Annotated in this window: 17 protein-coding genes; 12 read left to right on the forward strand and 5 right to left on the reverse strand. The window is 49.5% G+C overall.

Going from position 1 to position 26,900, the window contains the following annotated elements:
- Positions 1-95 precede the first annotated feature (95 nt).
- The 4 genes from MN202_RS18170 to MN202_RS18185 all read left to right on the forward strand — a co-directional run bounded on the left by MN202_RS18170 (position 96) and on the right by MN202_RS18185 (position 7,914).
- Complete coding sequence (locus tag MN202_RS18170; RefSeq protein ID WP_335737562.1) at positions 96-4,934, forward strand: NAD-glutamate dehydrogenase; 4,839 nt, start codon at positions 96-98, stop codon at positions 4,932-4,934.
- Between the two features lie 64 nt (positions 4,935-4,998).
- A complete protein-coding gene (pyrD, locus tag MN202_RS18175; RefSeq protein WP_335737563.1) occupies positions 4,999-6,009 on the forward strand; it encodes a quinone-dependent dihydroorotate dehydrogenase in 1,011 nt (336 codons plus the stop codon).
- Positions 6,010-6,125: 116 nt separating this feature from the next.
- On the forward strand, positions 6,126-6,641 hold the full coding sequence (locus MN202_RS18180; protein WP_335737564.1) for a cell division protein ZapC domain-containing protein: 516 nt from the start codon (positions 6,126-6,128) through the stop codon (positions 6,639-6,641).
- 76 nt (positions 6,642-6,717) lie between these two features.
- Positions 6,718-7,914 (forward strand): class I SAM-dependent methyltransferase, encoded by a 1,197-nt coding sequence (locus tag MN202_RS18185; protein WP_335737565.1) that lies wholly within the window; start codon positions 6,718-6,720, stop codon positions 7,912-7,914.
- A gap of 6 nt (positions 7,915-7,920) precedes the next feature.
- Here MN202_RS18185 and MN202_RS18190 read toward each other — a convergent pair whose 3' ends face one another.
- The gene (locus tag MN202_RS18190) at positions 7,921-9,150 is read right to left on the reverse strand and encodes a type III PLP-dependent enzyme domain-containing protein (protein WP_335737566.1); all 1,230 of its coding nucleotides are present in this window, start codon (positions 9,148-9,150) and stop codon (positions 7,921-7,923) included.
- 167 nt (positions 9,151-9,317) lie between these two features.
- Here MN202_RS18190 and MN202_RS18195 point away from each other — a divergent pair, with 167 nt between their 5' ends.
- From MN202_RS18195 to MN202_RS18210, 4 genes are read left to right on the forward strand one after another with little or no spacing between them, the layout of a single operon-like run.
- Complete coding sequence (locus tag MN202_RS18195; RefSeq protein WP_335737567.1) at positions 9,318-10,181, forward strand: MurR/RpiR family transcriptional regulator; 864 nt, start codon at positions 9,318-9,320, stop codon at positions 10,179-10,181.
- 4 nt (positions 10,182-10,185) lie between these two features.
- Entirely contained in the window at positions 10,186-10,578 is a 393-nt protein-coding gene (locus tag MN202_RS18200; RefSeq protein ID WP_335737568.1) for a RidA family protein, read from the forward strand.
- 1 nt (position 10,579) lies between these two features.
- A complete protein-coding gene (locus tag MN202_RS18205) occupies positions 10,580-12,070 on the forward strand; it encodes a sodium:solute symporter family protein (protein ID WP_335737569.1) in 1,491 nt (496 codons plus the stop codon).
- A 9-nt stretch (positions 12,071-12,079) separates the two neighbouring features.
- On the forward strand, positions 12,080-13,534 hold the full coding sequence (locus tag MN202_RS18210) for a M81 family metallopeptidase (protein ID WP_335737570.1): 1,455 nt from the start codon (positions 12,080-12,082) through the stop codon (positions 13,532-13,534).
- Positions 13,535-13,565: 31 nt separating this feature from the next.
- Here MN202_RS18210 and MN202_RS18215 read toward each other — a convergent pair whose 3' ends face one another.
- Positions 13,566-16,682, reverse strand: a complete 3,117-nt coding sequence (locus MN202_RS18215) for a family 20 glycosylhydrolase (RefSeq protein WP_335737571.1) — start codon at positions 16,680-16,682, stop codon at positions 13,566-13,568.
- 269 nt (positions 16,683-16,951) lie between these two features.
- Between MN202_RS18215 and MN202_RS18220 the strand changes: the two genes are divergently transcribed.
- The 4 genes from MN202_RS18220 (at position 16,952) to MN202_RS18235 (ending at position 22,976) form a co-directional block, all read left to right on the forward strand.
- Positions 16,952-20,170: a TonB-dependent receptor gene (locus tag MN202_RS18220; RefSeq protein WP_335737572.1), complete on the forward strand. Its 3,219-nt coding sequence runs from the start codon at positions 16,952-16,954 to the stop codon at positions 20,168-20,170.
- Between the two features lie 171 nt (positions 20,171-20,341).
- A complete protein-coding gene (locus MN202_RS18225) occupies positions 20,342-21,028 on the forward strand; it encodes a glutathione S-transferase family protein (RefSeq protein WP_335737573.1) in 687 nt (228 codons plus the stop codon).
- 83 nt (positions 21,029-21,111) lie between these two features.
- A complete protein-coding gene (locus tag MN202_RS18230) occupies positions 21,112-22,620 on the forward strand; it encodes an alanine/glycine:cation symporter family protein (RefSeq protein ID WP_335737574.1) in 1,509 nt (502 codons plus the stop codon).
- 116 nt (positions 22,621-22,736) lie between these two features.
- Entirely contained in the window at positions 22,737-22,976 is a 240-nt protein-coding gene (locus tag MN202_RS18235) for a TIGR02647 family protein (protein ID WP_335737575.1), read from the forward strand.
- Here the strand turns inward: MN202_RS18235 and MN202_RS18240 are convergent.
- From MN202_RS18240 to MN202_RS18250, 3 genes are read right to left on the reverse strand one after another with little or no spacing between them, the layout of a single operon-like run.
- The gene (locus tag MN202_RS18240) at positions 22,950-24,887 is read right to left on the reverse strand and encodes a transglutaminase TgpA family protein (protein WP_335737576.1); all 1,938 of its coding nucleotides are present in this window, start codon (positions 24,885-24,887) and stop codon (positions 22,950-22,952) included. The genes MN202_RS18235 and MN202_RS18240 overlap by 27 nt on opposite strands.
- Positions 24,881-25,837, reverse strand: a complete 957-nt coding sequence (locus tag MN202_RS18245; protein ID WP_335737577.1) for a DUF58 domain-containing protein — start codon at positions 25,835-25,837, stop codon at positions 24,881-24,883. Before MN202_RS18245 ends, MN202_RS18240 begins: the two co-directional genes overlap by 7 nt.
- Positions 25,825-26,733 carry an AAA family ATPase gene (locus MN202_RS18250; RefSeq protein WP_335737578.1) on the reverse strand — a complete coding sequence of 303 codons (909 nt, stop codon included), beginning with the start codon at positions 26,731-26,733 and terminating at the stop codon, positions 25,825-25,827. Before MN202_RS18250 ends, MN202_RS18245 begins: the two co-directional genes overlap by 13 nt.
- Positions 26,734-26,900: the final 167 nt, after the last annotated feature.

Raw genomic sequence — 26,900 nt, forward strand, 5'->3', positions numbered from 1 at the left:
AAGCGCTACAATTGGCACTACACTGCGCAGCTGACACGCTCTGGTATGTTCGGTAGCGCCTGCTTTACAGCAGTGACTGCAAAAAGGATACAAAAATGGCACTGATAGACGGTCAACCCTCTGTATTACTACAAAATGTTAATAAACTAATTAAACAAAAAGTGAAAGATCAGGTGCACCTGATCGAAAAGTTTGCCTATACCTTGTATGGCAATATGTCGAATGAAGATTTAGTTGGCCGCAATGACAGCGACTTGTATGGCGCCGCACTAAGTTTATGGCAAACCTTTAATCGTCACGCACAACCTGACGCAATGATCCGGGTGTTTAATCCGGAAATTGCTAAGCATGGCTGGGAGTCTAAGCACACTGTGGTTGAAATAGTGGTTGCGGATATGCCCTTTTTGGTTGACTCGGTGCGCATGGCATTAAGCCGTCTTAATATTACTGCTCACCTGTTACTGCATTACCCATTGCAGACCGAGCGTGATGATAAAGGCAACATCACGGATTTCTTTAAGCTTGGCAGTAAAGACACGGCCAGCACACAACAAACCGTATTTCATATAGAAATAGATCGGCTGACTGACAAAGCCGCTATTTCGGCGCTGACTGACGAATTGCACTCAGTAATGGAAGATGTTTCACTGGCGGTACAAGATTGGAAACCCGCGCGTGAAAAGTTAAAGCAGGTCATAAAAAACTTACCAAAGCAAAGCGGCAAAGCCAGCAAGGCTGAAGTAGAGCAGGTTAATGACTTTTTAAACTGGCTGGTTAAAGATAACTTTACTTTACTAGGTTATCGCGAGTACCGCATTAGCCCGGTTAAAGGTGACTACCAGATTTGTGGTATTGATGATACGTCGCTGGGTTTAATGCGCCGCACATCGTCTCGTGAACTGATGCTGTCTGAATTACCTGAATCTGGCCGTAAGCAGGCACTGAGTCAGGCGCTGTTAATCCTGACCAAAACCAACAATAAATCCCGTGTTCACCGTCCGGCTTATATCGATTATATCGGCGTAAAAAAATTCGATAAAGACGGCAAAGTCATTGGCGAAGATCGTTTTATCGGTTTGTATTCCTCGTCGCTGTATAACAACAGTGCCGGCGATATTCCGCTGCTAAAAGATAAACTGGCTGCGGTTATGCAAAAGTCAGAATTTGCCGTCGGTACCCATGCTTACAAAGCCTTGCTCAATATCCTGGAAACTTATCCGCGTGATGAGCTTATTCAGGCGACCGCAGATGAATTACTGCACGTAGCCATGGGCGTACTGCAAATGCAGGAACGTGATATGACGCGGGTCTTTATGCGTAAAGAACCCTTTGGCCGTTTTGTTACGACTATGGTGTATGTACCGCGCGAGCGTTACAACACCCAGCTGCGTAAAGAAACCCAGGTCATTTTACAAAACGCACTGGGTAGCGACGAGCCGGTGGAGTTTACCACCTATTTCTCTGAATCTGTGCTGGCACGTACCCATTATCTGGTACGGATCAGCGATAGCCATGTCGAGTATAAAGTGAAAGATATTGAACGTAATCTGGTTGAAGCCGCCCGCACCTGGGAAGACAAATTAGAAAGTGCGCTGATAGGTGTCTATGGTGAAGCGCGCGGCCGCGAGCTGATTGGTAAATATGTTAATGCCTTCCCGCGCAGCTACAAAGAAGAGATGCTGCCAAACGATGCTTTGGTCGACATTGGTAAGCTAGAAGCGCTGAATGATGAGCATAAGCTGGAAATGCTGTTTTACCGGCCGCAGGAAGAAAAAGCTGAAAGCAAAGCGGTGCGGTTAAATCTGTTCCATAAAGACCATCCGATCCATTTATCTGATGTGCTGCCAATGCTGGAGAACTTCGGCTTACGCGTGATCGGCGAGACACCTTATGCCGTTAAATGCGCCGATGGCACCGTTAGCTGGATATTAAATTTCGCTATGGAACTAAACTGTGCGGTACCGGCAGACTTTGAAGCGGCACAGAACTCGTTTCAAAACTCCTTTGCCAAAGTATGGGCTGGCCAGTTAGAAGATGACGGTTTTAACAAGTTGATCCTCGGTGCTGGACTGAGCGGACGTGAAGCATCGCTGCTGCGCGCCTATGCTAAATATAAACGCCAGATTGGCGGCACGTTTAGTCAGTCGTACGTTGAGAGCACTTTTACCCGCTATGCAGAGCTGGCCAACTTGTTGGTTCAGCTATTTAACAGCAAATTTGAGCCGAAGTCGAAAGCGACTGCCAAAACCATTGAAAAACTGGAAGAGCAAATCACCAGTCAGTTGGAGCATGTGGCTAACCTGGATGATGACCGTATTATCCGCCGCTTTGTTGACATGATTAATGCCACCCTGCGCACCAACTATTTCCAAAAATTAGCTGATGGTGCCGACAAGCCGTATATCTCGTTTAAGATTAAATCCGATCTTATTCCGGACATGCCGTTACCAACGCCAATGTTTGAGATCTTTGTCTACTCGCCCAGAGTAGAAGGCGTACATTTGCGCTTTGGCAAAGTAGCTCGCGGTGGCTTGCGCTGGTCAGATCGCCGGGAAGACTTCCGTACCGAAGTACTCGGGCTGGTAAAAGCCCAACAGGTAAAAAATACCGTTATCGTACCAACCGGCTCAAAAGGTGGTTTTGTCTGTAAAAAACTGCCGGAAACCGGCGGGCGTGAGGCTTTCCTTAACGAAGGTAAAGAGTGCTACCGCACCTTTATTCGTGGTTTGCTGGATATTACCGACAATATCGTACAGGGCGCTGTAGTACCGCCAAAAGACGTAGTCCGCCATGACGAGGATGACCCTTATCTGGTAGTTGCTGCAGATAAAGGCACGGCTACGTTTTCTGATATCTCCAACGGTATCTCGGAAGAATATGGTTTCTGGCTGGGTGATGCCTTTGCCTCTGGTGGTTCAAACGGTTATGACCATAAGAAAATGGGCATTACGGCCCGTGGTGGCTGGGAGTCAGTTAAGCGTCACTTCCGTGAAATTGGCATAGACTGCCAAAACACCGATTTTACCTGTGTTGGCATTGGTGATATGGCCGGCGATGTGTTTGGTAATGGCATGTTATTGTCCAAGCATATTCGTTTGCAGGTGGCGTTTAACCATATGCATATTTTTATCGATCCGAATCCGGATGCGGCAAAAAGCTGGCAGGAACGTGAGCGGCTATTCAATTTACCGACCTCAACCTGGGATGACTACAATAAGGCGTTAATTTCAGAGGGCGGTGGTATTTTCCTGCGTAGTGCCAAAGCGATTAAACTGTCGCCGCAGATGAAAGAAATGCTTGGCACCACCAAAGCCAGCATGACCCCTAATGAGCTTATCCGCGAAACGCTGATGATGCCGGTAGATCTGATTTGGAACGGCGGTATTGGTACCTACATTAAAGGCAGCAGCGAAAGCCATGCTGAAGTCGGTGATCGGGGTTCAGAGCCGCTGCGGGTTAATGGTAAAGATTTGCAGGCAAAAATCTTTGGCGAAGGCGGTAACCTGGGCGCGACCCAACGTGGCCGGATTGAATTTGCCATGCATGGCGGCCTGATCAATACCGACTTTGTCGACAACGTTGGTGGCGTAACCTGCTCAGACAATGAAGTAAACATAAAAATCTTACTGAATACTCTGGTATCGGCTGGCGATTTGACACTAAAACAGCGTAATAAATTACTGCTGGATATGACTGATGATGTGGCAGCAATCGTTATTAAAGACTGCTATCGTCAAACTCAGAGCATTAGCATTTCTTCCTTGCTTGGCTCTGAGCAGTTAAAAGAGTACACCCGTTTTATTCATACGCTGGAAAAAGACGGCAAGTTAAACCGTGAGCTGGAGTTTTTACCATCTGACGACGAGCTGGCAGAGCGTATGGCCAAAGGCCAGGGCTTAACCCGGCCAGAGCTGTCTATTCTGACGGCTTACGGCAAAATGGTATTGAAAGAGCGTTTGGTATTACCGGAAATTTTTGAGAACGCTTATTTTAAACGCCAGTTGTTTGCAAACTTCCCGCAGATGCTGCAGAACAAGTATGCTAAAGAAATGGAAAACCATCCGCTGAAGGGCGAAATTATCGCCACTAAACTGGCGAACATGCTGGTAAACGAGATGGGGCCTAACTTTGCTCAGCGCATGCAGGAAGAAACCGGTGCCAGCGTTGGTGAAGTAACGCTGTGTTATGCCATAGCGCGTGATTTGTTTGATATGGCTGCCGTTTGGCGCAAAGTAGAACAGCTGGATAACGTGATCCCGGCTGAGCTGCAAACCCGTTTGTTGCATCAGTTGCGCCGTACTATGCGCCGGGCAACCCGTTGGTTCCTGCGCCATCGCAATAAGGCATTGGATATTCAACAGACTGTTGATTTCTTCAAACCGGCTTACCAGCAATTGGCTAAGGATTTGGCCAAATACCTGGCACCATCTGAGTTGGAACAGCTGCAACAAAAGCAAGCTAACTTTGTTGAGCAGGGTGTGCCTGAAGAAGTCGCTCAGTACTTATCGCAACTTAGCACGCTGTTCTCGGTAATGGATATTGCTCAGGTTGCTGATACCGAGAAGGTGTCACTGCCAATGGTTGCTGAAATTTACTTTAAATTAGGCGACAAGTTGGATCTGCACTGGTTCCTCGATCAAATTACCGCGCAACCGGTCGCTAACCACTGGCAGGCACTGGCGCGGGCATCATACCGTGAAGAATTAGACTGGCAGCAACGGGCACTGTCTGCTGTTGTGGTACGCAGCTGTGGCAAGGTATGCGCGGCAGATGAGGTGATAAACAGCTGGATCAGCGCGCATGACGCCTTACTGGAACGTTGGCGGTTAATGCTGGCCGAGTTTAAAACTACTAAGAGCCATGAATTCGCTAAGTTTTCAGTGGCGCTACGTGAATTAATGTTATTAAGTCATCACTGCGATCCTGTAAAATAAGGCGTTAAGTCGCTACAATACCCCGGCTGGTCCGGGGTATTTTTTTGGTTAAATAAGGCTGATTATGTTTTATCCTATTGCGCAAAAACTGATGTTCGCTTGTGACGCTGAATGGTCACATAATTTTGCTTTAGGCAGCTTAAAACAGCTGTCACACACGCCATTGGCCGCCTTGTGGCGGCAGAAACTTCAGGCTAAGCCGGTTACGGTGGCAGGCATACGTTTTGATAATCCGTTAGGTCTGGCAGCCGGCCTGGATAAAAACGCAGAATGTATTGATGCCTTTGGTCAGATGGGCTTTGGTTTTATTGAAGTGGGTACCATTACGCCAAGGCCACAATTGGGTAATGACAAGCCGCGCATATTTCGGTTGCCGCAGTCGCAGGCCATTATTAACCGTATGGGTTTTAACAATAAAGGCGTGGACTATCTGGTACACAACGTGAAAAACGCCAGCTATAAAGGCGTGTTGGGTATAAATATCGGCAAAAACAAAGACACACCAAACGAGCAGGGTAAAGATGACTATGTGCACTGTATGCGCAAAGTATATGCCCATGCCAGCTATATTACGGTAAATATTTCGTCACCCAATACCCCGGGGTTACGTGATTTGCAGTTTGGCGATGCACTACTTGATTTGCTGCAAAGCGTGAAAAACGAACAACTGGACTTACAGGCGCAGTACGATAAATATGTGCCGGTGTTTGTCAAAATTGCCCCTGATATGGATCTGGTTGCCGTGCAGCAAGTGGCTGAAACCTTGCTTAAAAGCAAAATGGACGGCGTAGTGGCCACCAACACCACACTGGACAGAAGCCTGGTACAGGGCCAGCGTTATGCCGACGAAGCCGGCGGTTTAAGCGGTTTACCGGTACGGGATAAAAGTACCCAGGTGTTGGCACAGCTGCGCCAGGCTGTTGGTGCAGATTTGCCAATTATTGGCGTAGGCGGTATCAGTGACGCTGCGTCAGCGCAGGACAAACTTGCTGCCGGGGCGAATTTATTACAGGTATATACCGGCTTTATTTATCGTGGTCCGGCATTAATTAAAGAGATCGTTGATAGCTTATAAGGATCGGGAGCTGATCCTGCATTGTTAGAACAAAAAAGTCTTTAACATCCTGATCAGCTTAGTGTATTTCTGTAAACGATTAATAAATAACCATTATCTTATCCGCAGGGAATTGCATGTTAAGGCCATCAGAACGCTGGTACTGGAGTTACAGCCAAACACGGGACCGTTTGATACTCGACTTATCGGACGATGCGCAGTTTTGCGCGCCTTTTAGTGCCGGCCAGTTGCTGCATATACCAAGCCGGCAAGCGTTGTCGATGGCTGAAGCCGAATCGTTCTGGGCGATAGATAACAGCTTGCAAGCGCTGGAGTTACCTGCCGCTGTAAGGCTGGAATTGTGTCTGACGGCGTTAAGTTGCCAGTTTCTGCAACAGCAAGCCCATAAAAGCTGGTATTTTCAACAAGCCAGCCACTGTGATGCCCAACTGTTTGATGTGGTAACACTGCGTGGCTTAAGCAGCCAGTATGCGTTGGTAGTTGCGGCTGAACCTGATTGTGTCAGCTGTCTGCTACTTGGCGAGCTCAGCTCTCTGGCCGGTAAAGTATTGCCGCGCTTGACGGTTATTCGCGTACTGCGTAACCGCATCAGTGAACTGGATGTCGCCATTCCTTATCGTCACATTGCCTGATTTTTTGCCACAGTTATTTCCCTTAGCCAACGATGCGACTACACTAGCGCCAGTTTAATCTGTCAGAAGCTATGTTATGTCACAGCCGCCGTTACAAAACCCGCAACTTGAGGCATTTTTTGCTCAGCTTAGCGCCGCTATCAGCGAGCAGCAATTAGTTAAGTTGGTACTAAGTAAATACAAAGGTGCTGAACCTCTCAAACAGCTGCAAGTTCGTCCGGTGCTGTTAAAACAACAATGGCAACTCAGTTTTACTTATAAATATCAGACTAACGACCAAAGTAAGAATTTTACTGCTGAGGCTGCACTGGCTGAGCTACAGCGCATTATTGCTACTGAGTTCAGCGCAGCTAACCTATTTACCCAACAACAGGAAGTACAACTTAACATCAGTAAGAAAGGTAAGGCGTTAATTCAGGCTAAAAAACTCAACACTGAGGTAAAAGTCGCTACCGTTGAGCATAACCGGGAAAAACAACGCTATTTAACGCTGGAGCGGCCATTTTTACGTGAACTAGGTGTTACCGACGCAGAGCAGCAACTTATTCCGGCTATGTCACGCAAATGGAAGCAGATAAACAAGTTTATCGAAATATTTTCCGGCGCCGTTACCGACAGTGGCCTGGCGTCACAACAACAGCTGCACATAGCCGACTTTGGCTCGGGCAAAGCTTATCTGACCTTTGCGGTACATGATTATCTGACCAATAGCCTTGGCCTTGCGGCACAGGTGACCGGCGTAGAGTTGCGCCAGGCGCTGGTGGATCATTGCAACCACACCGCAACTAAACTGGACCTGGCCGGTATCCGGTTTGAGCAGGGGGATGTTAAACATTTTAAAGCCCGCGGCATTAATGTGATGATTGCGCTACACGCTTGTGATATCGCAACCGACTACGCCATTCACATGGGGATAGCCACCGGCGCTGAGATCATCATGTGCTCGCCGTGTTGCCACAAAGAACTGCGGCCACAATTAACGCCACCGGCGGTACTGGCCGGCCCGCTGAATTATGGTATTCATTTGGGGCAGGAAGCTGAAATGCTTACCGACAGCCTGCGGGCTATGTTGCTTGAGGCTCAGGGTTATGACACTAAAGTGTTTGAGTTTATCTCGCTGGAGCATACCAGCAAGAATAAGATGATATTAGCGACTAAGCGCCGCCAGGCGCGTGATAACAGCAAAGTACTGCAACAGATTACTGAGCTTAAGGCTTTTTACGGTATTAAGCAGCAGTGTCTGGAAACACTGCTGCAGAGCAGTAACGTTTAGCTGAGCTCAAAAAAAGGTTGGCAGTTGCTGCAGCAGATTATAGTTATTATCTGTCAGCCACAGGCTGCGCCATTTATCGAATGTCAGACAGGGATGTGACGTTACCAGCAAAACGATATCACCAACCTGCGGTTTAAGCTGTGGCGGGTAATGCCAGAAGCAGTGCTGATCCATAATGCGAAATGTACTGGACGGTGTGGCCAGAGTGGTCAGTATGTTGCCAGCACGATACACAGCTACTACTGCAGGCAGGCCGGCATCAAAGGCGACATCCCGCTTGCCACAGGCGATGATGGCCAGACCATCTTCAGGTAATGACTGTATATAGGCGGCAATTTCCAGGGCATTTTGTAGCGGCGGCCCCAGCCGGTTTGCCAAACCGCAACGTTGCTGTACCAGCAACTGAGCTTGCTGATAGATACCATGATCATGACTAACATAACAACCTGGCCGCAATACCACCAGCATATCGTCCGGCAGCGTTGCCCGGTTTAACTCCTGCGCCACGATGTCATACCAGGCTGAGCCTGCGCCGCTGAGTACCATTTGCTTATATTGCAACAGTTGCTGGCGAAACAGTGCCTTGGCCAGAGCCGCCGCCTGCTGAATAAAGCGCTTTATGTTGTTGCTGTTATCGTCATGTGCCACAGCACCTTCATAAAAGCTGATGCCCGCCAGCGCCAGGCCGGGCAAGGGGGCTATTTGTTGCGCCAGCGCCAAAGCTTGTTGATTATCGCGACAGCCACAACGGCCAGCTACGCCGCCCAGCTCAATCAGCACCGGTAATAGCTGATTGCGGCCGGCGAAAGCCTGCGACAATGTAATCGCATTGTCAGCATTATCAACAAACACAAATATCTCGATGCCAGCAGCCAGCAAGGAGCTGATGATTTCTATATTCGCTGCGCCAACCAACTGATTGGCCAATATTATATGACGAGCTCCGGCTTCTGCTGCTATGTATGCCTGATAGGGCGTTGCCACTGTCAACCCCCAGGCTCCGGCAGCCAGCTGAGCCTGCAACAGCCAGGGCGTCATACTGGTTTTAGCATGTGGTGCCAGCAGTACCTTACTGTGGTTGGCGAAGCGCTGCATCCAGTCAATATTGTGCAGCGCGGCCTCTTGTTTTAACAACAGAGCGGGCAGGCTAATCTGCTCTTTAAACACGTTTGGCGCCGAGCCAGCAACAATGCAGGCAGATTTGTGTTCTATTTTGTGGTACTTAATAACATTCACTGTCATACCCCTAATATGGATGCTGTACTAATTTATTGGCTAAAACACCGTAACAAACTGACTTTACTATTTACTTTTTGCATTTGATGGTACAAAGTATCTTCTATATATCAGATTGTGTTACTTTTACAAGTGTTACTGAGTAACAAAGCAGGAAAACCAATACTATGAGCTATGAAATTGATGTGCTGTCGCGCATATCTGAACGCTTTGTCGAAATGAGTGAATCTGAACAGCGGGTTGCGCAGCTGATCCTGGACAATGTTAAGGCTGCCACTGAAATGAGCATTGCCCGTTTAGCCGATGCCGCCAGCGTAAGTCAGGCCACTGTCACGCGGTTTGCCCGCACGGTAGATTGCAAAGACGTGCGGCAGTTAAAAGTAAAACTGGCGCAATCATTGGCAGTCGGCCAACGTTTTGTCGAAGAAACCCCAGATTTAGATGGTATTCAGGGCGTATATGAAGCGATTAAAAATACGCTTGATATCAGCCGTAAGTTGCTGGTTGAAGCTGATATTCATCTTGCGGTGAGTTATCTGCAACAAGCCAGAATGATTTTTTGCTTTGGTATGGGCGGTGGCTCCTCTATTGGCTCACAAGAGTTGCAATACCGCTTGTTTCGCTTTGGTATGCCGGTCAGCAGTTATCAGGATGGTGTGTTAACCAGAATGGTGGCCGCTTCAGTTGAACCACAGGATGTGGTGGTGGCTATTTCGCTGACCGGTAATACCGCTGAAATTATTGATGCGGCAGCGATAGCCCGGCAATACGGAGCCAAAGTGATTGCTATTACCCGGCCGGGTTCGCCGCTGGCAGCCAATGCTGACATCACACTGGGCTTGCAGGCGCCGGAATCTGATTTCATTTATAAACCCTCAGCGTCACGCTATGCCATGTTAGCCATTATCGATGTGCTGGCGACCGAAGTTGCCAAGCTGAACAAACGAAAATCACGCGATAAGCTGCGCCGGGTCAAGCTGTCACTGGACAGTCACCGTGGTGGCGATGAGCGCCAACCGTTGGGAGATTAACCTTATGCCAATCAAACGTTATGGTGTCGATGAAAGTACCGGCACCGGTGGTCAAAAACTGCCCTTTGCAAAAGCTGTTGAGGCCGGCGGCTGGTTGTATGTCTCTGGCCAGACCCCGATGCGCGATGGTGAAGTGGTTGAAGGCGGCATTATCGAACAGTCCGAACTGGCGCTGCAAAACTGTATCGACATCATGCAACATGCAGGTTATAGCTTAGCCGACGTGGTGCATGTCAAAGTGTATCTTACCGATGCGCGCTATTTCAGCAGCTTTAATAAGGTATTTCGCCAGCTGTTTGCAGATGCGCCACCCGCGCGGATCTGTGCGGTAGCCGATTTAGTGGTGGATTGTAAGGTCGAAGTGGATTTGACCTGTTATCGTGATGACAGGGGCTGATATGACTAGCCAGCTGTTGCTGTGGGGCCTGTGTGGTTACGTAGTATTGATGCTGGCTATCAGCTATGTCGCGTCGCGTCGTCAGCAAAGTGGTGACGATTTTTTATTAGCCGGGCGCAAGGTGTCATCCGGCTTAACCTTTGGTACCACAGTGGCAACCATGATAGGCACCGGCACCAGTATGGGGGCGGTTGGTTACGCGTACCTGCATGGCTGGGCTGGTATGATGTATGGTTTAGGTGGTGCCATCGGCATTTTGTTAACTGCTTGGCTGTTTGCGCCGCTAAGGGCACTGCGTTTTATGACGATGAGCGAAGAGCTGAGTTATTATGCCGGTGCTAATGTTTGGGTAAAACATCTTAGCGCCATATTGATTTTTCTTTGTTCGCTGGGCTGGCTGGGCGCGCATATTCTTGGTGGCGCTTTGTATCTGTCCTGGGCTACCGGCTTTAATTTGGTCGCGGCAAAATGGCTGCTGGCCAGTATATTCACTCTGTATGTATTAATTGGCGGTTATCGGGCGGTAGTATGGACTGACAGCCTGATGGCGCTGATTTTATTTGCCGGCTTTTTATTGCTGGCCTGGGTGGTGTTGCAAAGCAGTGGTGGTTTTGCTTCCTTACAACAAATTGTCGATACCGCACAGCAGCAGGGCACGATGCAAAGTCCCGGTTGGTTGCCAGCGTTATCGCTGGCGGTTGTGGTGGCGGTAGGCGTAATGGCCGCGCCGTCATTTCGACAGCGTATCTATGCCGGTGCCAGTGTGTCGGCCATCAGGCGTGCATTTGGTTGCGCCGGTCTGGTGTATCTGATGTTTGCAGTTTTGCCGGCAGTGTTAGGTATTGTTGCCAGCCAATTGTTGCCGGATCTGGCAAATCATCAGCATGCCTTCACGGCGTTAATCACAGTATTGCTGCCGCCATTTATCGCGATGCTGGTGTTGCTGGCTGGCCTTTCGGCGACGTTATCTTCCGCCAGTTCTGATGCGATTGCGGCGGTTTCAGTACTGATCCGCGATCTGTACTACGGCGCCTTTGGCAGTATGCCGCAACAAAACAAGGTCGTACGTTACTCCCGTTACGGTGTTTTGCTGGTGTCGGCATTATCACTGTTACTGGCACTGTATGCCGACGATATTATCCGCTATATCAGCGCGATGATCGCCACGTTAATGTCCGGGCTGTTTGTCAGCTGTGTGTTAGGACGATTTTGGCCACGGTTAAATGCAAGTGGCATATTAGCCGCGATAGTCAGTGCAGTATTAGTGTCTCTGCTGGTACTGCTTAACCCGAACTGGCTGGCTTTTTGGGGGAACCCGGTAATCCCTGCGTTAATAGCCGCCACGGTTTGTGCTGTAGGTGTCAGCCTGCTAACCCGGCACAACCGTCGTAGCCGCAGCCAGGCACTGGCGCTTATAACCGCTCAGCGAGAGGGGCAAACAGCCCAGCATGACAGCAGCAGCATCAGTACGTCATCTCTGACGTCGAATTAAAGAGGACCTATGCGCATTTTTACCGCTTCGCTGGCAACAGAAACGAATACCTTCTCGCCAATGTATACTGATTTGGATAGCTTCTATCAGTGTTTTTATGCACCGCCGGGACAACATCCTGCGACCCCGACGCTATGCAGTGCGCCGCTGATTGCCTGCCGCGAGCTAAGCGCGGTGGACAGCAGTATCGAGGTTATCGAAGGCAGCTGTGCCTGGGCTGAGCCGGGCGGTTTATTAAACCGGCAATCGTATGAGTATTTACGTGATGAAATACTGACACAACTGCGTGCTGCCTTACCGGTGCAGGCTGTCGTTTTGGGGTTGCATGGTGCTATGGTGGCACAGGGTTATGATGACTGTGAGGGTGACTTGCTGCATAAAGTGCGGCAAATCGCCGGCGATAAGGTGGTAATAGCAGCCACGTTAGACCCGCATAGTCATTTAACCCGGCAGCGGCTTAACAGCGCTGATCTGTTGATTGCCTTTAAAGAATTTCCGCATTTGGATTTTATGCAACGGGCCCGTGAGCTGGTGGCGCTTAGTGTAGCCACGGTGCGCGGACAATATCAGCCGGTAATGCGCAGTTTTGATTGCCGTATGATTGATGTCTTGCCAACCAGCCGTGAGCCAATGCGCTCTTTTGTCGACAAGTTAAGTCTGCTGGAAGGGCAGGACGATATATTGTCTATTTCTGTGATCCACGGCTTTATGGCTGGAGACGTGGCGGAAATGGGCACGCAGTTATTAGTTATCAGCAATAATCAACCGCAGCGTGCAGCACAGTTGGCTGAGCAGCTTGGCATGGAACTGTTTTCATTTCGCGGTAAGACCTTACCGGCTTTTGCTACTATTGGCTCTGCGCTGGATGACGCCGCTATGATTTCCGGGCCCGTGGTACTGGCGGATGTTTGGGATAATCCCGGCGGCGGTGTCGCAGGTGATGGCACCCTGATTTTGGCAGAAATTATTCGCCGTGGTATCAGTAAGGTGGCGGTGGGAACTATCTGGGATCCGATGGCGGTAAAGCTGTGTTTTGCCGCCGGTGAAGGTGCCAGTATCATGTTGCGCTTTGGTGGTAAAAGTTGTGCCACAGCTGGCGAGCCGCTGGATGCTCAGGTAACAGTGCAACGACTACAGCGCAATGCCGTGCAGTATTTTGCCGGTAGCGAAGTGCCGATGGGCGACTGTGCGGTGATAAGTTTTGCCGGAATTGAGGTGATTTTAAATTCTAATCGCTGTCAGTCTTTTGATCCCAGCCTGTTTACGGCTTTACAGCTTGAACCGCAGCAGTATCAATTATTGCTGGTAAAGTCGACCAACCATTTTTATCAGGGCTTTGCGCCACTGGCAGCAAAAATAATTTATGTTGATGCCGGCGCGCCTTATCCGAGCGATCCGGTACGTAACGCCTACCGTAAACTAAGCCGGCCATTGTGGCCTATAGTCGAGTCGCCTTTTGCTTAGCGGCTGCCATCCGGCAGCCGCTGTGGCAGAGTTATAAATCGATAACTTCGATACAACCGCATTGCTGAATAGTAACAAACAGCCGTTCAGGACCGGTCCGGCTTAAGGCAACATTAGTTGGCAAAGCATGTTGTAGCCGGTACTCGGCGACAACTTGCCCGGCAGCATTGAGTCGCAGCACAGTACCTTTGCCATAACGGGCGACAAACAAGTCGCCCTCTGTATTGGTACGCATGCCATCTAAACCATAATCAGAAAAGCTGGCAAACAGGGTTTTTTCCGACAATGTTCCACCATTACCCAGCCGGTAGCGCCAGATACGGCGTTGTACGCTTTCATTAACATATAAAAATTGCTGATCCGGGCTGACGGCAATGCCATTAGTTGTCCCCATGGCATTTTCCAGCAGGTGGCTGCTGCCGTCTGTATCGATACGCCACAACTGGCCGCTGCTGTTTTGCCAATTTGGATCGCTGGCAAACAGGGTGCCGTTTTGCAGTATTGCCAGATCGTTTGGCTGGTTCATCAAAGGCTCGCTGGCGTGAACGCTAAGTTTACCCTGCTGATAGCGCAGCACCTGATGACCGGTATAGTCAGCCATATACATCACATCGTGCTGATCAAACACTATACCATTGGCAATACTGCCCACCGGCAGTTGTAATAATTGTCTGGCGTTGCCATCAGGGCTGACCTTACCAATGGTGCCGTCAGTGCCATAATTTACCGCATACAAATTGCCCTTGCTATCAAAAGCCGGACCTTCGGCCGATGCGCTAAACGTGCCTGGCGCTACCCATTGCCGGCTTACCGCTAAATGCTGCAGTAACAGGCGCAGTGGCCGGTGCAACGCGATAATGATTTCCTGCTCTATGCTGGCTGCGTTTGACAATTGCTGTTGCAGCGCCTGCTGAACTTGCAGGCTGATGTAACCCTGTTGCTGATATTGCTGCAGCGTGTTTATTGCTACTTCCAATAGACGTTGGCTGCGTTTAACGAGCGCTGCTGTTGGTTCGGCGACCACTTGCAGCTGCTCAGCAGCCTGTTGCCAATGTTGTAGTTGCAGCAATAATGCGTGCAGGGTGCCGGGCTCTTTTTGCTTAAGCCAGGCGTGCACCATAGCAGTGAATTGGCGCAGTGCTGGCTGTTCAGCACTCAGATAGTCGGCCAGTTGATTTAACGGCGCATCTGCATGATATAAACCCGCCACTGATTTCTCGTGCAAGCGATGATAATAGTGCGCCGGCTCCAGTATTTCTGTCAGTGTGGCTAAAACATCAGCCTGAGCCGGTGTGGCTAACCGAGCTAAACCGGCCTGTTGCTGTGCTGCTGTTGCTACACCAGCGTTTAGTGTTGCCCAGCGATTAAAGTGCGTCAGTCGCTGATACAGGCTGTCAGGATCGGATACTTCCGCAGCGGACCAGAGCCGCTCTGCGACGACAAAGCCGTTCGGCCACAGCCGGATATCGATATTGTCTGGCGTTACCAGCTCTCCCCACAGTGTAATTTCGCCACCGAGAATATTAGCCGCAGCGTCCGGGCTGATATTTAGGTTAGCAACGTGCAAAGGCGCCGCCTGATGTAACTGTTGGCCAGTCGCAGTATAGGCGGCATTGCCCACCACAACCTCACCGGATACGTCGGAATCTAAAACCAATCTGGCGTGAACAGGCCCCATCCAGCTATCGCTGTCAAACTCAAGCAAATTGGCATTGAGGCTAAAACTGTCGATATAACGCGCGTTACGGCCGGCAAATTGCAAAATTAACGTGCTGGAGCCGTTGTTGTCGCTTAGTAGCATCAGCTCTGCTTTTACCGCAGCACCGCGCTTACGCGCCAGTTCAAACTTCCAGTGGCCAAGGCTGTGGTACTGGCTAAGATCTGGCGATGTTGCCGGTTTTGGTAGCGGATCATTACGGTAGTGAAAGCTGGCAAATTGTGGCTGGTCCAGATAAAAGCCGGTAGATAATATTGCCGGATGACCAGCTTGAGCCGCTTTATATAACGACTCTCTGCCGCGCCACGACTGCACCAACACCGAGGTTGGCACCTCGCTGTCGAGTACTTCGTCCCAGCCAATCATGCTCTTGTTTAGCTGTTGCAAAATCTGTTGCAGCCGACGATTAAAATAAGAATGCAACTGTTGCGGCGTCGCCAATTGTTGCTGTTGCATAAAACGGGCAATATCCGCCGATTGTAACCAGTGATCCGGCATCACTTCATCACCGCCGATATGAAGATAGGGATCGGGGAAGACGTTGGCTACTTCGCTTAGCAGAGTTTGAATAAACTGATACACCTCCGGTTTGCTGGGGTCTAGTACAGCAGGGTGCACGCCCCAGTGCCGTTCAGGTGCCGCCGGGCCGGCTTGTGCCATTAAGTGCGGATAAGCCGCGCCTAACGCTGTGGTATGGCCGGGCAAATCAATTTCTGGTACTACGCGGATACCAAGCCCGGCGGCATAAGCCACCAGCTGTTTTAGCTCGTGCTGGCTATAAAAGCCATCTTGACCACCTATCTGATGAAGTAAAGGAAAGGCTTTTGACTCAAACCGCCAACCTTGATCGTCGGTCAGGTGCAAATGCAGCACATTTAATTTTGCCGCCGCCATAATATCTAACTGGCGATATAGCACATCTATCGGTAAGAAACGCCGGGCTGGGTCCAGCAACAGGCCCCGCCAGGCAAAGCGGGGCGCATCACTGATCTCAAGGTGTGGCAGGTAATAGCCGCTGCTGTCATGTTGGATCAGTTGCAGCAAGGTTTCGATACCGCGGCTTAAGCCAAACGGGCTCACGGCCCGCAGGGTGATTTGCTGTGCATCAACCGAAAGTTGATACTGCTCTTGCATATCAGGCGGTGGTATCGCAGAACTTGCGCCCGTCAGCTCGAAGTTAAGCCGTTTACTGCTGCCAGTGCCTTGCTGTTGCAAGTTTATGCCGGTTTGCCTTTGCAGCCGCTGTGCAAAGCGCTTTGCCACGACTGTTAGCGCAGCTGATGAGGGCGGATTAAAAACAACGCTGTCATCGAGCCGGAACTGGCCGGGTTTTGCTTGTACCGCGCCAGGTTGCGGTAGCAGCAAAGGGTCGGCATAGACGCAGCTCGCGCCAGTGAAAATAACCAGTAAAAAATAGAAAAAACCGCGCACTTTAAGCCCCACTTCTTGTTACTTGGTAACATATTAATAAGCAATAAAGATAATAAAGTCTAGAACTGCTTGCTATATGTGACGGTTTTTTCACTTTAAAGTGTTTACTTTTCGCCCTGCATGGTACAAAGTAACATTTGAGTCTGGCGTATTTGGTAGTGATGTCAGGTTTAACCAGGAAGAATGAGACAAGTAAATATTGGTTTTGCCGGTAGTTGCGCTGCAGGCAGAGCTGAACGGAATAAAACAAGAACAGAAGAGACTACATCATGTCTGAAATACTCAGTGTTAGCTGTAACAAAGGTATTAAACGGGCCAGACTCAGCCTGGCTATTTCTGCTGCACTATTGGGCTTGGCTCCGGTTGCAGCTATAGCACAAACTTCACCGCAAAATGACAGCGATGTCATTGCGCAAAATACGACACAGCCGGTAGAGGTGATAGAGGTAAAAGGTATACGTGGCAGCTTAAACAGTGCACAAAACCTGAAACGTTATGCCGATACGGTAAAAGATCTGATCACTGCAACTGATATTGGCGCTTTGCCGGACAAGTCTGTTACCGAAGCGCTGCAGCGTGTGCCTGGCGTAACAATAGAACGCTTTGCATCGTCAAATGATCCCAAGCATTATGCTGATGAAGGCACCGGCGTATTGGTGCGCGGCCTAGATCGGGTGCGCTCCGAGGTTAATGGCCGGGATGCGTTTAGTGCTAATCCCTGGGGTGGCTTAAGCTATGAAGACTTTCCGGCTGAATTGCTCGGCGCTGTAGAGGTAGTGAAAAACCAGACGGCAGATCTGATTTCCGGCGGTATTGCCGGTACCGTTAACCTGATCACCCGTAAACCCTTTGATTCAGACAAGCGCGTATTCTCTTTTAACGCTAAAGCCAACTATGGCGATTTTCGTGAAGAAGTAACCCCATCGTTTTCCGCATTATTCTCTGACAGCTGGGAAACCAATGCCGGTAAGTTTGGTTTTCTAATTGCGGCTTCGCAATCTGAGTATAAAACCCGTGGTGACGGCATCGGTCTTGGAAACTTCCATTCACGAGGCGATGCGTTTATCCCGGTTACCGACGCCTGGGGCGGCATTATTGATATGGACCCAAGCTCTCCGCTAGATGGTCCGGCATTGCCGGGACAACCGGCAGGCAGCATCTGGCATGTGCCTGCGGCGATCCATATGAGCACTGCAGACAACGATCGTGAACGTACCGGTATCACTTCATCGTTACAATGGGCCAATAGCGACAACACTATTGTGGCTACGTTAGAGCATATTAACTCTAAAGCATCGCTGGAGTGGGAAGAACGTCAGTTGGGGCAAGCGGCCCAGGGCTTTAAAAGCTGGATGGGTATTTCACAAAACTGGCGGGATGACGCCGCAAATGGCCATCCGTTGACCGTTGAAAATGGCTTTGTTACCTCAGGTATCGCCCTGGGGATCGAACCAGAGGTGCCATTCTTTTACCGGACGCGTTGGAATTACAACGAGAACACCGTTAAAGATACCTCGTTTAACCTGAAGTACAAACCTACCGATCGGTTAAGTATGGAGTTTGACTACCAGTATATTGATTCAGAAAAAATTGTGCACAATTACAGCATGTCTGGTCAAACCCGTGGTTCCAGCGTATATGCGGTGTTCCCTTATTTTCTAGATATGCGAGGCAGCCGGCCAACGGTTGAAGTATTAAGTAACAATATTCAGACGCCGGGGTTGTCGCCACATCAGGAATGGAATGGTCCGGTGCCTAATCTGTTTCTTGGTACCGGTATGGAGCAGGAAGAGCACAACACTGCTAAAGCAGATACCTTTCAGTTTGACCTGAAGTATGAGTTGGATGGTGTTTTTACGTCCGTTTCTGCAGGGGCCTATTACTCGGATAAAGAGTTAACCGTGCGTGATACGGCTTATGAAGGCTTTCTGGCGATTGGCACGCCCTGGGTTCAGGCTGATCGCAATGCTGCCGCCGCGTCGTTACATCCTGAACTGTTTGAAGTCGTCGATTTTGCCAATTACTACAATGGTAAGGTATTGCTTGGCGATGTTAACAGCTTTTTGTTCCCCAAAATGTCACTGGTAAAGGATTTTCAGAACTCGTTATACCGTGGGTGTCAGGAGGGCTGGAACAATGCAACGGTCAGTGCTGCCAACGATGGTGTGTGTAGCGGGTTGCACGTACCCTATGTCGACAGACCAAACCGGGTAGAAGGGCCTTTTGCTGCGCATAACATCAGTTCTTCCAATGAGCAACGTACAGAGTTTTATCTACGCGGCGATTTTGAGTTGGCAGATCTGGATATTCCTATTAAAGGTAATATTGGTTTGCGTTATGTCAACTATCAGCTGAAATCGACCGGTGCTCTGGTACAGCCTACGCTGGCGAAACGGGGCGATCCGGGCACTTCGCTGAACGCCGTTATGCAACAGCCGGAATACAGACGGTACTATGATTTAGCCGGTGGCGAATCTATCCTGAGCACGGTTGATGGTACCGACTACGATACCTTGTTGCCCAGCCTGAACCTGAATTTCGGCGTCAGCGAAGATGTTGTAGTCCGCTTTGCTGCTTCGAAAGGTTTGCATTATCCAAGCCTGGTTGACTCACGCAACATAAGCCTGTTGGAGCTGGATTATAACCGGGTGTTACAAAACCCGGCTGAAGAGTACTCTGAAGGCAGCAACCCGGTTGTCGGTTTGCAAAACATCAACGTAACCGCATTGGCGGGTAACCCTTATCTAGAACCCGAAGAGTCTATTAACCTCGATCTTACGACTGAATGGTATTTTGCCACTGCTGGTTTTGTTACTGCCGGACTGTTCCATAAAAAGTTAGATAACATTATTCGCAACAGGCCCTTTGATCTGGATGTCACCTTTGGCAGTGAAGTTTATGATGTCACCGCGTATGGCCCGGCCAATACCGGTTCCGGGACCTTACGCGGCGTCGAGCTGGCCTATTCTCAATTCTACGATATGCTGCCAGGCGCTTGGGCAGGTTTGGGTTTACAGGTCAATTTCACCTATATCGACCAAAATGGCCTGGAAGATCCAAACGAAGTTGCTGCAGGAACGCTTGGATTTAAAGAAGATGGCACACGCATAACGGATAACCGGAATACATTCCGGGTCTTTACCGGTCTGCCGTTACAAGGTTATTCCGATAAGAACTTTAATATCGTCGGTATGTATGAGTTGAATGATATATCGTTCCGCCTGGCTTACACCTGGCGCTCTGATTACCTGCTAACGCTACGTGAGTCAGAAGAATACGTACCTGCGTTTGCTAAAGCGTCAGGTATGCTGGATGCCAGTTTTTACTACACCATTAACGATAACTGGAAAATTGGTATTGAAGGCAGCAATTTGCTGAATACCGAAACTAAGACCCAGTACCAGATGAACCAGGCCGGTGTAAAAACTGAGGCGCTGAGTTTCACTACCGACCGCCGCTATGCGCTGAGCGTTCGTGCAGTGTTTTAATAGCAAATAAGACACAAGTTCCTGAGCAAAACCGTGTAGTAGCAATACTACGCGGTTTTTTTACGCTAATTTAGCTGGTTGCAGGTTAAAGACTGGGTATAAGATATAGCTGTTTCAGCGCTCTGATCGTATCCGTCAGATTTTTAATCACTGCTTAAAGGGAGCCCACTTATGCGCGAACTCTATATCGCTAACAAAAATTACTCGTCCTGGTCGCTACGGCCCTGGCTGTTAATGCAGCAGTTACAGATCCCCTTTATAGAGCAACTGGTACCCTTTAGTCAGCAAGGCAATTTTGACAAATTCCGAACCTTTTCACCCAGTGGTAAAGTGCCTTGTCTGGTACAAAAAGAGCTGGTGGTGTGGGATTCGCTGGCCATTGCAGAATTTTTATATGAAAGCCATGCCAATGTTTGGCCGAAAGACAACAACGCCCGGGCTTTTGCGCGTTGTGCTGCGGCGGAAATGCACTCTGGTTTTTCTGCGCTGCGCAATATATGTGGCATGAGTTGTGGCCATCGGGTGCAATTACATCAGATCACGCCAGCGCTGCAACAGGATATCAGCCGTTTATCTGAGCTGTTTGAGCAAGGTATCAGCCAGTTTGGCGGGCCTTTTTTAGCCGGATCGCAGTTTAGTGCCGCAGATGCGTTTTTTGCGCCGGTGGCCTTTCGCATGCAAAGTTATGATTTGGCCTTTTCTGCAGTGGCGAAAAATTACCTGCAACATTTGCTGGCGCTACCAGCAATGCAAGACTGGTATCAGCAGGCACTGGCCGAACCCTGGACCGATGATGCCCATGATCAGGAAATTGCCAGTTATGGCAAAATTACCGCGGATTATCGCCAGTTAAGTTAACGGCGTAGCTATTGTGGCGCTGATGTGGCAAATTATTGACGTATAACAACCAACGCTTTGCAATATAACTATAAGGAAGGGAAATGGAAGGCTTTATTAGTGCGCTTAATGGCATTATCTGGAGCCCGGCGCTGATTTATCTGTGTCTTGGTGCCGGTTTATTTTATTCAATTTTAACCCGTTTTGCGCAAGTGAGACATTTCAAAGAAATGTGCAAACTGCTGCTAAACAATACTGAATCAGATAAAGGTATATCGTCATTTCAGGCGCTGGCCGTGTCGCTATCAGGCCGGGTAGGTGTAGGTAACATTGCCGGTGTGGCAGCGGCTATTGGTTTTGGTGGCCCTGGGGCAATTTTCTGGATGTGGGTTGTTGCCTTTTTAGGTGCTAGTACCGCTTATGTCGAATCGACACTGGGCCAGTTGTATAAAGTAGAAGAAAACGGCCAGTACCGTGGTGGCCCGGCGTATTATTTTGAGCGCTGCCTGGGCTGGAAATGGCTGGGGATTTTATTTGCCATCTCGGCGATTATCGGTTGTGGAATTTTCCTGCCGGGTGTGCAGGCCAATGCCGTGGGTAATGCGGTAACGCAAGTCTTCGGTGATGGCAATATGGTGGTGACCAGCTTCGGCGAAGTAGGTACCCATAAACTTATCGCCCTGGCGGTGATTTTGATAGTGCTGGCATTTATTATCTTTGGTGGCATCAAACGCATTGCCCATTTCACGCAGATAGTGGTGCCTTTTATGGCGCTGGGTTATATCGTGTTGGCACTGATAGTGGTGTTTTTGAATCTGGACAAGGTGCCAGGTGTGTTCAGCCTGATCATATCTGATGCCTTTACCGCTCAGGCCGGTTTTGGTGCGGCGATTGGTTGGGGGGTAAAACGCGGTATTTACTCCAATGAAGCCGGGCAGGGTACTGGCCCACATGCTGCCGCGGCTGCTGAAGTTGACCATCCGGCACAGCAGGGTTTAGTGCAGGCGTTTTCAGTCTATGTTGATACCCTGTTTGTTTGTACCGCTACTGCGCTGATGATCCTGATCACGCAGCAGTATAATGTTGTGGGTGAGCTGCCTGCAGGCCAATTTATTGTGCAAAATGTTGCTGCCAATACTGAAATTGGTTCTGCGGCGTTTACCCAGATGGCGCTGCTAAGTGTGTTCGGTAATTTTGGTCAGTGGTTTGTTGGTTTAGCGCTGTTTTTCTTCGCTTTTACCACTATTTTGGCGTACTACTACATCACTGAGACCAATGTTGCTTATTTAAACCGGATTTTTAATAACAAATTACCCAGTATCCTGTTTAAAGTGATATTAATGTTTATGGTGGCCTATGGTACCGTCAACAACGCCGGCTATATCTGGAATATCGGTGATATAGGTGTGGGGTTAATGGCTTGGGTTAATGTGCTGGGTATCCTGCTTATTTTCTTTATGTACAAGCCTACCATGCGCTGTTTACGTGACTTTGAACAGCAAAAAAAGGCAGGCGGGCCTATCACCTTTGATCCGGTAAAGCTTGGCATTACCAATGCCACCTTTTGGGAAAAACGCCTGGCTAAGCAGCAAAATGAGCACCAGCAACCTTAACAGAGTAAGTTGATTAAAAACCCGGTAGTGACAAAGCACCGGGTTTTTTATTTCTGCTTGTTGCAATTGCGCCATAGCTGACTATGTTGATTAGATAACTATAAAGGAGTACCGCAATGCCAATATCCGCTGAGTTAAACGCCGAAATCCGCATCCTGACATTATTTAATCTTGACAGCGCCATGGAGGGGATCAAAGTCCATCAGTCAGCCGATGCCGACGCCCTGGCGGCGATAAACCGGCTATATGATAAGGGGCTGGTAACCCAGCCCGACGGTGGCTTTTTAACTGATTTAGGCATTCATTGCGCCGAGCACCTGCAAACGGCGTTACGTATTCTTAATGGCCCGGTTTAACGCAGCCAGGCTGGATTTATGTTGTTGTAAAAGCCGTTTCAGGCTGTGCTCTGCCTGAGGCTGGCCGGCATAGACGGCCAATTCGTAATATTGCACTAGCTGCTGCAACATGGCGGCATGGTTGGGATAGCGCTTAGCAAGCTCATTTAAGCAAGCCGATACACTTTGTGCCGGTGCTTTGTTTTTTAGTGCCGGTTTAAGCGCTTTTAGCAGTAGTTGTTTGGCCGGTAGCGGTTTACTTAAACGGCGACGGTGTAGCAGCCACAAACCCATGCCCGCCAGCAATAATAAAACTATAGCTACGGCGCTATAAGCAATAAGCCGGATATGTTGGCGTAAAGTGCGCCACAGATCTTGCTGGCTTCTGTCGTCGAATCCCAGCACCCAAACTGACCAATAATAGTCCAGATGCATAAGTTGTAGGCTGAGTAACTGCAGCACAGATGAGCGCTGCCAAAACGGTATTAACATATCGCGCTCGTCATCCGACAAGCTCATATCTAAACTTTGCAAAATACGCTCGGGAGCCACTGCTGCAGTCGGGTCAAAATGTTGCCAATGGCCTTGTGAGTAATACTCAACCCAGGCGTGGGCCTCACGCTGGCGCACTGCCAGATAGCCTTGCTGTGGGTGCCAGTCGCCACCAAGGTAACCGCCTACAACACGGGCTGGGATACCGGCATGGCGCAACAACACGGCAGTGGCCGAGGCATAGTGGCCGCAGAAACCGCTACGGGTCTGAAATAAAAACTGATCTATGCTGTCACGGCCAAGTGGAGGCGGCGTGAGGCTGTAGTAAAAATCCTGCTGATTAAAAAATGCCGCCAGTGCAGCAATAAATTGTTCGGTATCGTTGTGCTGCTGGCGCAAAGCGGCCGCGAACTCGCTGGTTTTCGGGTTGCCGGCGGCTAACTGCAGATTCATTTCTCGCTCACGTTCTGATTGCAGTGGTAGTGGCGCCAGTGCACTTTCTATGCTGTAGCTAAAGCGTTGGCTAACGACTTTGTCGGCTACTATCAGGCCGCCGCTGCCAATTTTAACCCCTTGGCTGCTGCTATATGGCATGCCAAGGGCGAACAGGTTACGTTGCTGGTTGGCTTCGGCGATAATGCGATAGCTTGCTGTAGCAACGTCTGCTGCGGTGGTAGGAGGGGCAACAGCCTGCTGCCGGCGTTGTGGATGCACCTGCCAGGTTCGGCCGTCAAAGTGTTCGTACAGATAACTGCGCCAATATAACTGTTGCCGCTCGGGCAGAGTACCGCTGAATTCAGCCCGGAAAGCTAAGCGATCGTCTTGCACCAGCTGTTCGATAGAGCCTGGATCCAGGCTGTCAGACAGACCGGTACTGGCAATTTTAGCATTCGGGATTTGCCAGAAAGGTGGTAGCCGCGGAAACAACAAAAACATACCCAGCCACAATGGCAGAATTATCAGCACGGCGCGCCCGGTAAGGGTAAAATTAAGCCTGGCGCCGGCTGGCGCAAACAACTTGTAATGACTGTAACAGTTAGCGCCAAACAGCAGCATAATGACTAAAGCCAACAACATGTCCTGATGCAAAATAAAACAACTGGCAATCAAAAAGTATTGCACCCAGACTAATTGCCGTGCCTCATGCCGATGACGCATGGCAAATAAGCGTAAAATCGCCGACAACAATAAAATTTGCAGCATAAAATGCAATACGCCAGCCTGGCGCATATTCAGCAGCAAGGCCAGAGTAAGGAGTGCTGCGACGATATTGGCCAGTTTTAAACTGGCAGCAGACCTTTTTTGCAGTACCGCCGTTGCCGAATACAACAGCAGCAAGGCGTAGATGGCAATAATCCACCAGGCAAACGCTTCCTGCAGTAAGATTAGCAAGGCTAGCTGTAACACAGCCCAAAGTAGCAGATTAGCTGAGGTCAACATAATGCAAGCTCTTGTAAACAGCGTTGCAAATGGGCCGGGCCGTTTGACTGTGCAATGGTAGTGCCGGCTATCTTTAAACCGTAGCGATTTCCGCTTTGCTCTAATCCCAGCAATTGCTGGCAGGCAATGCTAAGTGCACGCTCAAGAGCATCACCGCTGACAGCTGGAACTTCGACCCAGTCTGGTTCTGCTTCAGAGCTGTGCTGTTGCTGGCGGATCACCGGGTTGAAGGGATCTCTGGCCAGTCTTTTCCACAACAGATAACGTAAGCTGTCACCACTGCGATAAGGTGCCAGACTGTCAACAGAGGGGGCTGTAGTCTTGTGTTCGGCTGTGCTCTTGCTGTCGTCGTTGCTGAACTGTTGCTGCTGGCCGGCAATGGGTGTTGGATATACCCAGTACTGCTGCTGTAAAGAGATATAGCTCCAACTGCGCCATAAGCCAAAAGGGTAACTACTGCTAATTTTCAGCCGTGGCAAAGGATAACAGCCGCGAACCGACTGCTGTATTGTCAGCGCTGCTGCGTCAACTTGTTGCTCCAGTGTCAGCGCATCCTGATCAATAAAGTTAAGCTGTAGCATAAAGTGGCTTTTAGCAGAACTCAGTGCAATAGTGGCGACACCCGGTGCATCGCAGAAAAATTCTGCTGCTCGGGGGCATTGCAGGGTTAAACCACTCATATTTTGGTACGTTAGCACAATACACAATAAAAACAGGCTGAGCATCAGATAGCTGAGCAGCAATATCAGGTTGTTCTGATAATTTGTACCCAGTAAATATAACAAAGCTGTCAGTAGCATAAACCAGCAACCATAACGGCTTGGCAGTATAAAAATCAGCTTTTGTGTCAGCACCACTTTGTCGGCAGCAGGCTGGCGCTTGTCCAGATAATGGCTTATCCAGCGCCAGTATCGTTGGTACAGATAACGGCGCAAGCTTAGAGTGGGCATGGTGTTTGTTGTAGCAGCATCGCACTTAACTTACATTCACGGGCATTAGAAGTAGGATCCAGCCTGTGTTCTGCCACAAAAGGAAATACCGTTTTAACATCCTCAGCACTAACATAATCACGGCTGTTTATCAGGGCGTAGGCTTTGGCTGCGCGTAGCACGGCTTTTGACGCCCGTGGCGATAATGGCAGCATATCGCGGCGTTGTCTGCTGCTGCTTACCAGCGATAACAAATAATCTATCAGCGCATCGCTGGTGTTAATCTTGTCTACCGCAAGCTGCAAAGTATTTAATTGCTCCGGGCTGAGTTGGGCACTAAGCAGGTTTAATCTTGAGCTGCGGTTGTCGCTGCGCAGTAATTCGTGTTCGGCTTCACGTTCAGGAAAACCTAACGATAAGCGAAACATAAAACGGTCTAGCTGAGATTCTGGTAAAGCTGAAGTACCGGCATGGAACAGCGGGTTTTGCGTGGCAATAACAAAAAAGGGAGAGGGCAATGGCCGGGTTTCGCCATCTACCGACACCTGCCGCTCTTCCATCGCTTCAAGCAGCGCGCTTTGTGTCTTTGGACTGGCGCGGTTAATTTCGTCGGCCAACAGCACCTGGCTGAATATTGGCCCGGGTTGAAAACGAAACTGCTGCGAACGGCTATCATAAATGCTCAGGCCAACTAAGTCGCCCGGCAGTAAATCGCTGGTAAACTGCACTCTGCGATAGCTTAAGCCAAGACTATTGGCCAAAGCATGCGCCAAAGTGGTTTTGCCCATACCAGGTAAATCTTCCAGCAGCAGGTGGCCTTCGGCTAACAGACAACACAGCGCCAATCTTATTTGACTACTTTTGCCCAGAATAACCTGGTTCAGACTTTGTTCTACCTGATGGAGTTGTGCTAACACTGACAAGCCTCGTGCAACTGCTTTATTTTGCTATTACGCAGTATAGTACTTGTCAGATGTTGATCTGCAAACATAAAAAGGCGGCCGAAGCCTAATGCCGATCAGATAAGAATTTTTCAGATCAGTTGACCGATCCAGAGGCTGGTATATAAAGGCCTACAGAATAA

The organism is Rheinheimera muenzenbergensis (genome assembly GCF_036984005.1).
GTDB lineage: Bacteria > Pseudomonadota > Gammaproteobacteria > Enterobacterales > Alteromonadaceae > Alishewanella > Alishewanella muenzenbergensis.

Bases quoted from the DNA above. Each gene is read 5' to 3' on its own strand.
- MN202_RS18230 (WP_335737574.1), top strand. From the start codon at position 21,112: ATGGAAGGCTTTATTAGTGCGCTTAATGGCATTATCTGGAGCCCGGCG.
- pyrD (WP_335737563.1), top strand. From the start codon at position 4,999: ATGTTTTATCCTATTGCGCAAAAACTGATGTTCGCTTGTGACGCTGAA.
- MN202_RS18220 (WP_335737572.1), top strand. From the start codon at position 16,952: ATGTCTGAAATACTCAGTGTTAGCTGTAACAAAGGTATTAAACGGGCC.
- MN202_RS18195 (WP_335737567.1), top strand. From the start codon at position 9,318: ATGAGCTATGAAATTGATGTGCTGTCGCGCATATCTGAACGCTTTGTC.
- MN202_RS18170 (WP_335737562.1), top strand. From the start codon at position 96: ATGGCACTGATAGACGGTCAACCCTCTGTATTACTACAAAATGTTAAT.
- MN202_RS18185 (WP_335737565.1), top strand. From the start codon at position 6,718: ATGTCACAGCCGCCGTTACAAAACCCGCAACTTGAGGCATTTTTTGCT.
- MN202_RS18180 (WP_335737564.1), top strand. From the start codon at position 6,126: ATGTTAAGGCCATCAGAACGCTGGTACTGGAGTTACAGCCAAACACGG.
- MN202_RS18200 (WP_335737568.1), top strand. From the start codon at position 10,186: ATGCCAATCAAACGTTATGGTGTCGATGAAAGTACCGGCACCGGTGGT.
- MN202_RS18225 (WP_335737573.1), top strand. From the start codon at position 20,342: ATGCGCGAACTCTATATCGCTAACAAAAATTACTCGTCCTGGTCGCTA.
- MN202_RS18205 (WP_335737569.1), top strand. From the start codon at position 10,580: ATGACTAGCCAGCTGTTGCTGTGGGGCCTGTGTGGTTACGTAGTATTG.
- MN202_RS18210 (WP_335737570.1), top strand. From the start codon at position 12,080: ATGCGCATTTTTACCGCTTCGCTGGCAACAGAAACGAATACCTTCTCG.
- MN202_RS18240 (WP_335737576.1), bottom strand. From the start codon at position 24,887: ATGTTGACCTCAGCTAATCTGCTACTTTGGGCTGTGTTACAGCTAGCC.
- MN202_RS18245 (WP_335737577.1), bottom strand. From the start codon at position 25,837: ATGCCCACTCTAAGCTTGCGCCGTTATCTGTACCAACGATACTGGCGC.
- MN202_RS18235 (WP_335737575.1), top strand. From the start codon at position 22,737: ATGCCAATATCCGCTGAGTTAAACGCCGAAATCCGCATCCTGACATTA.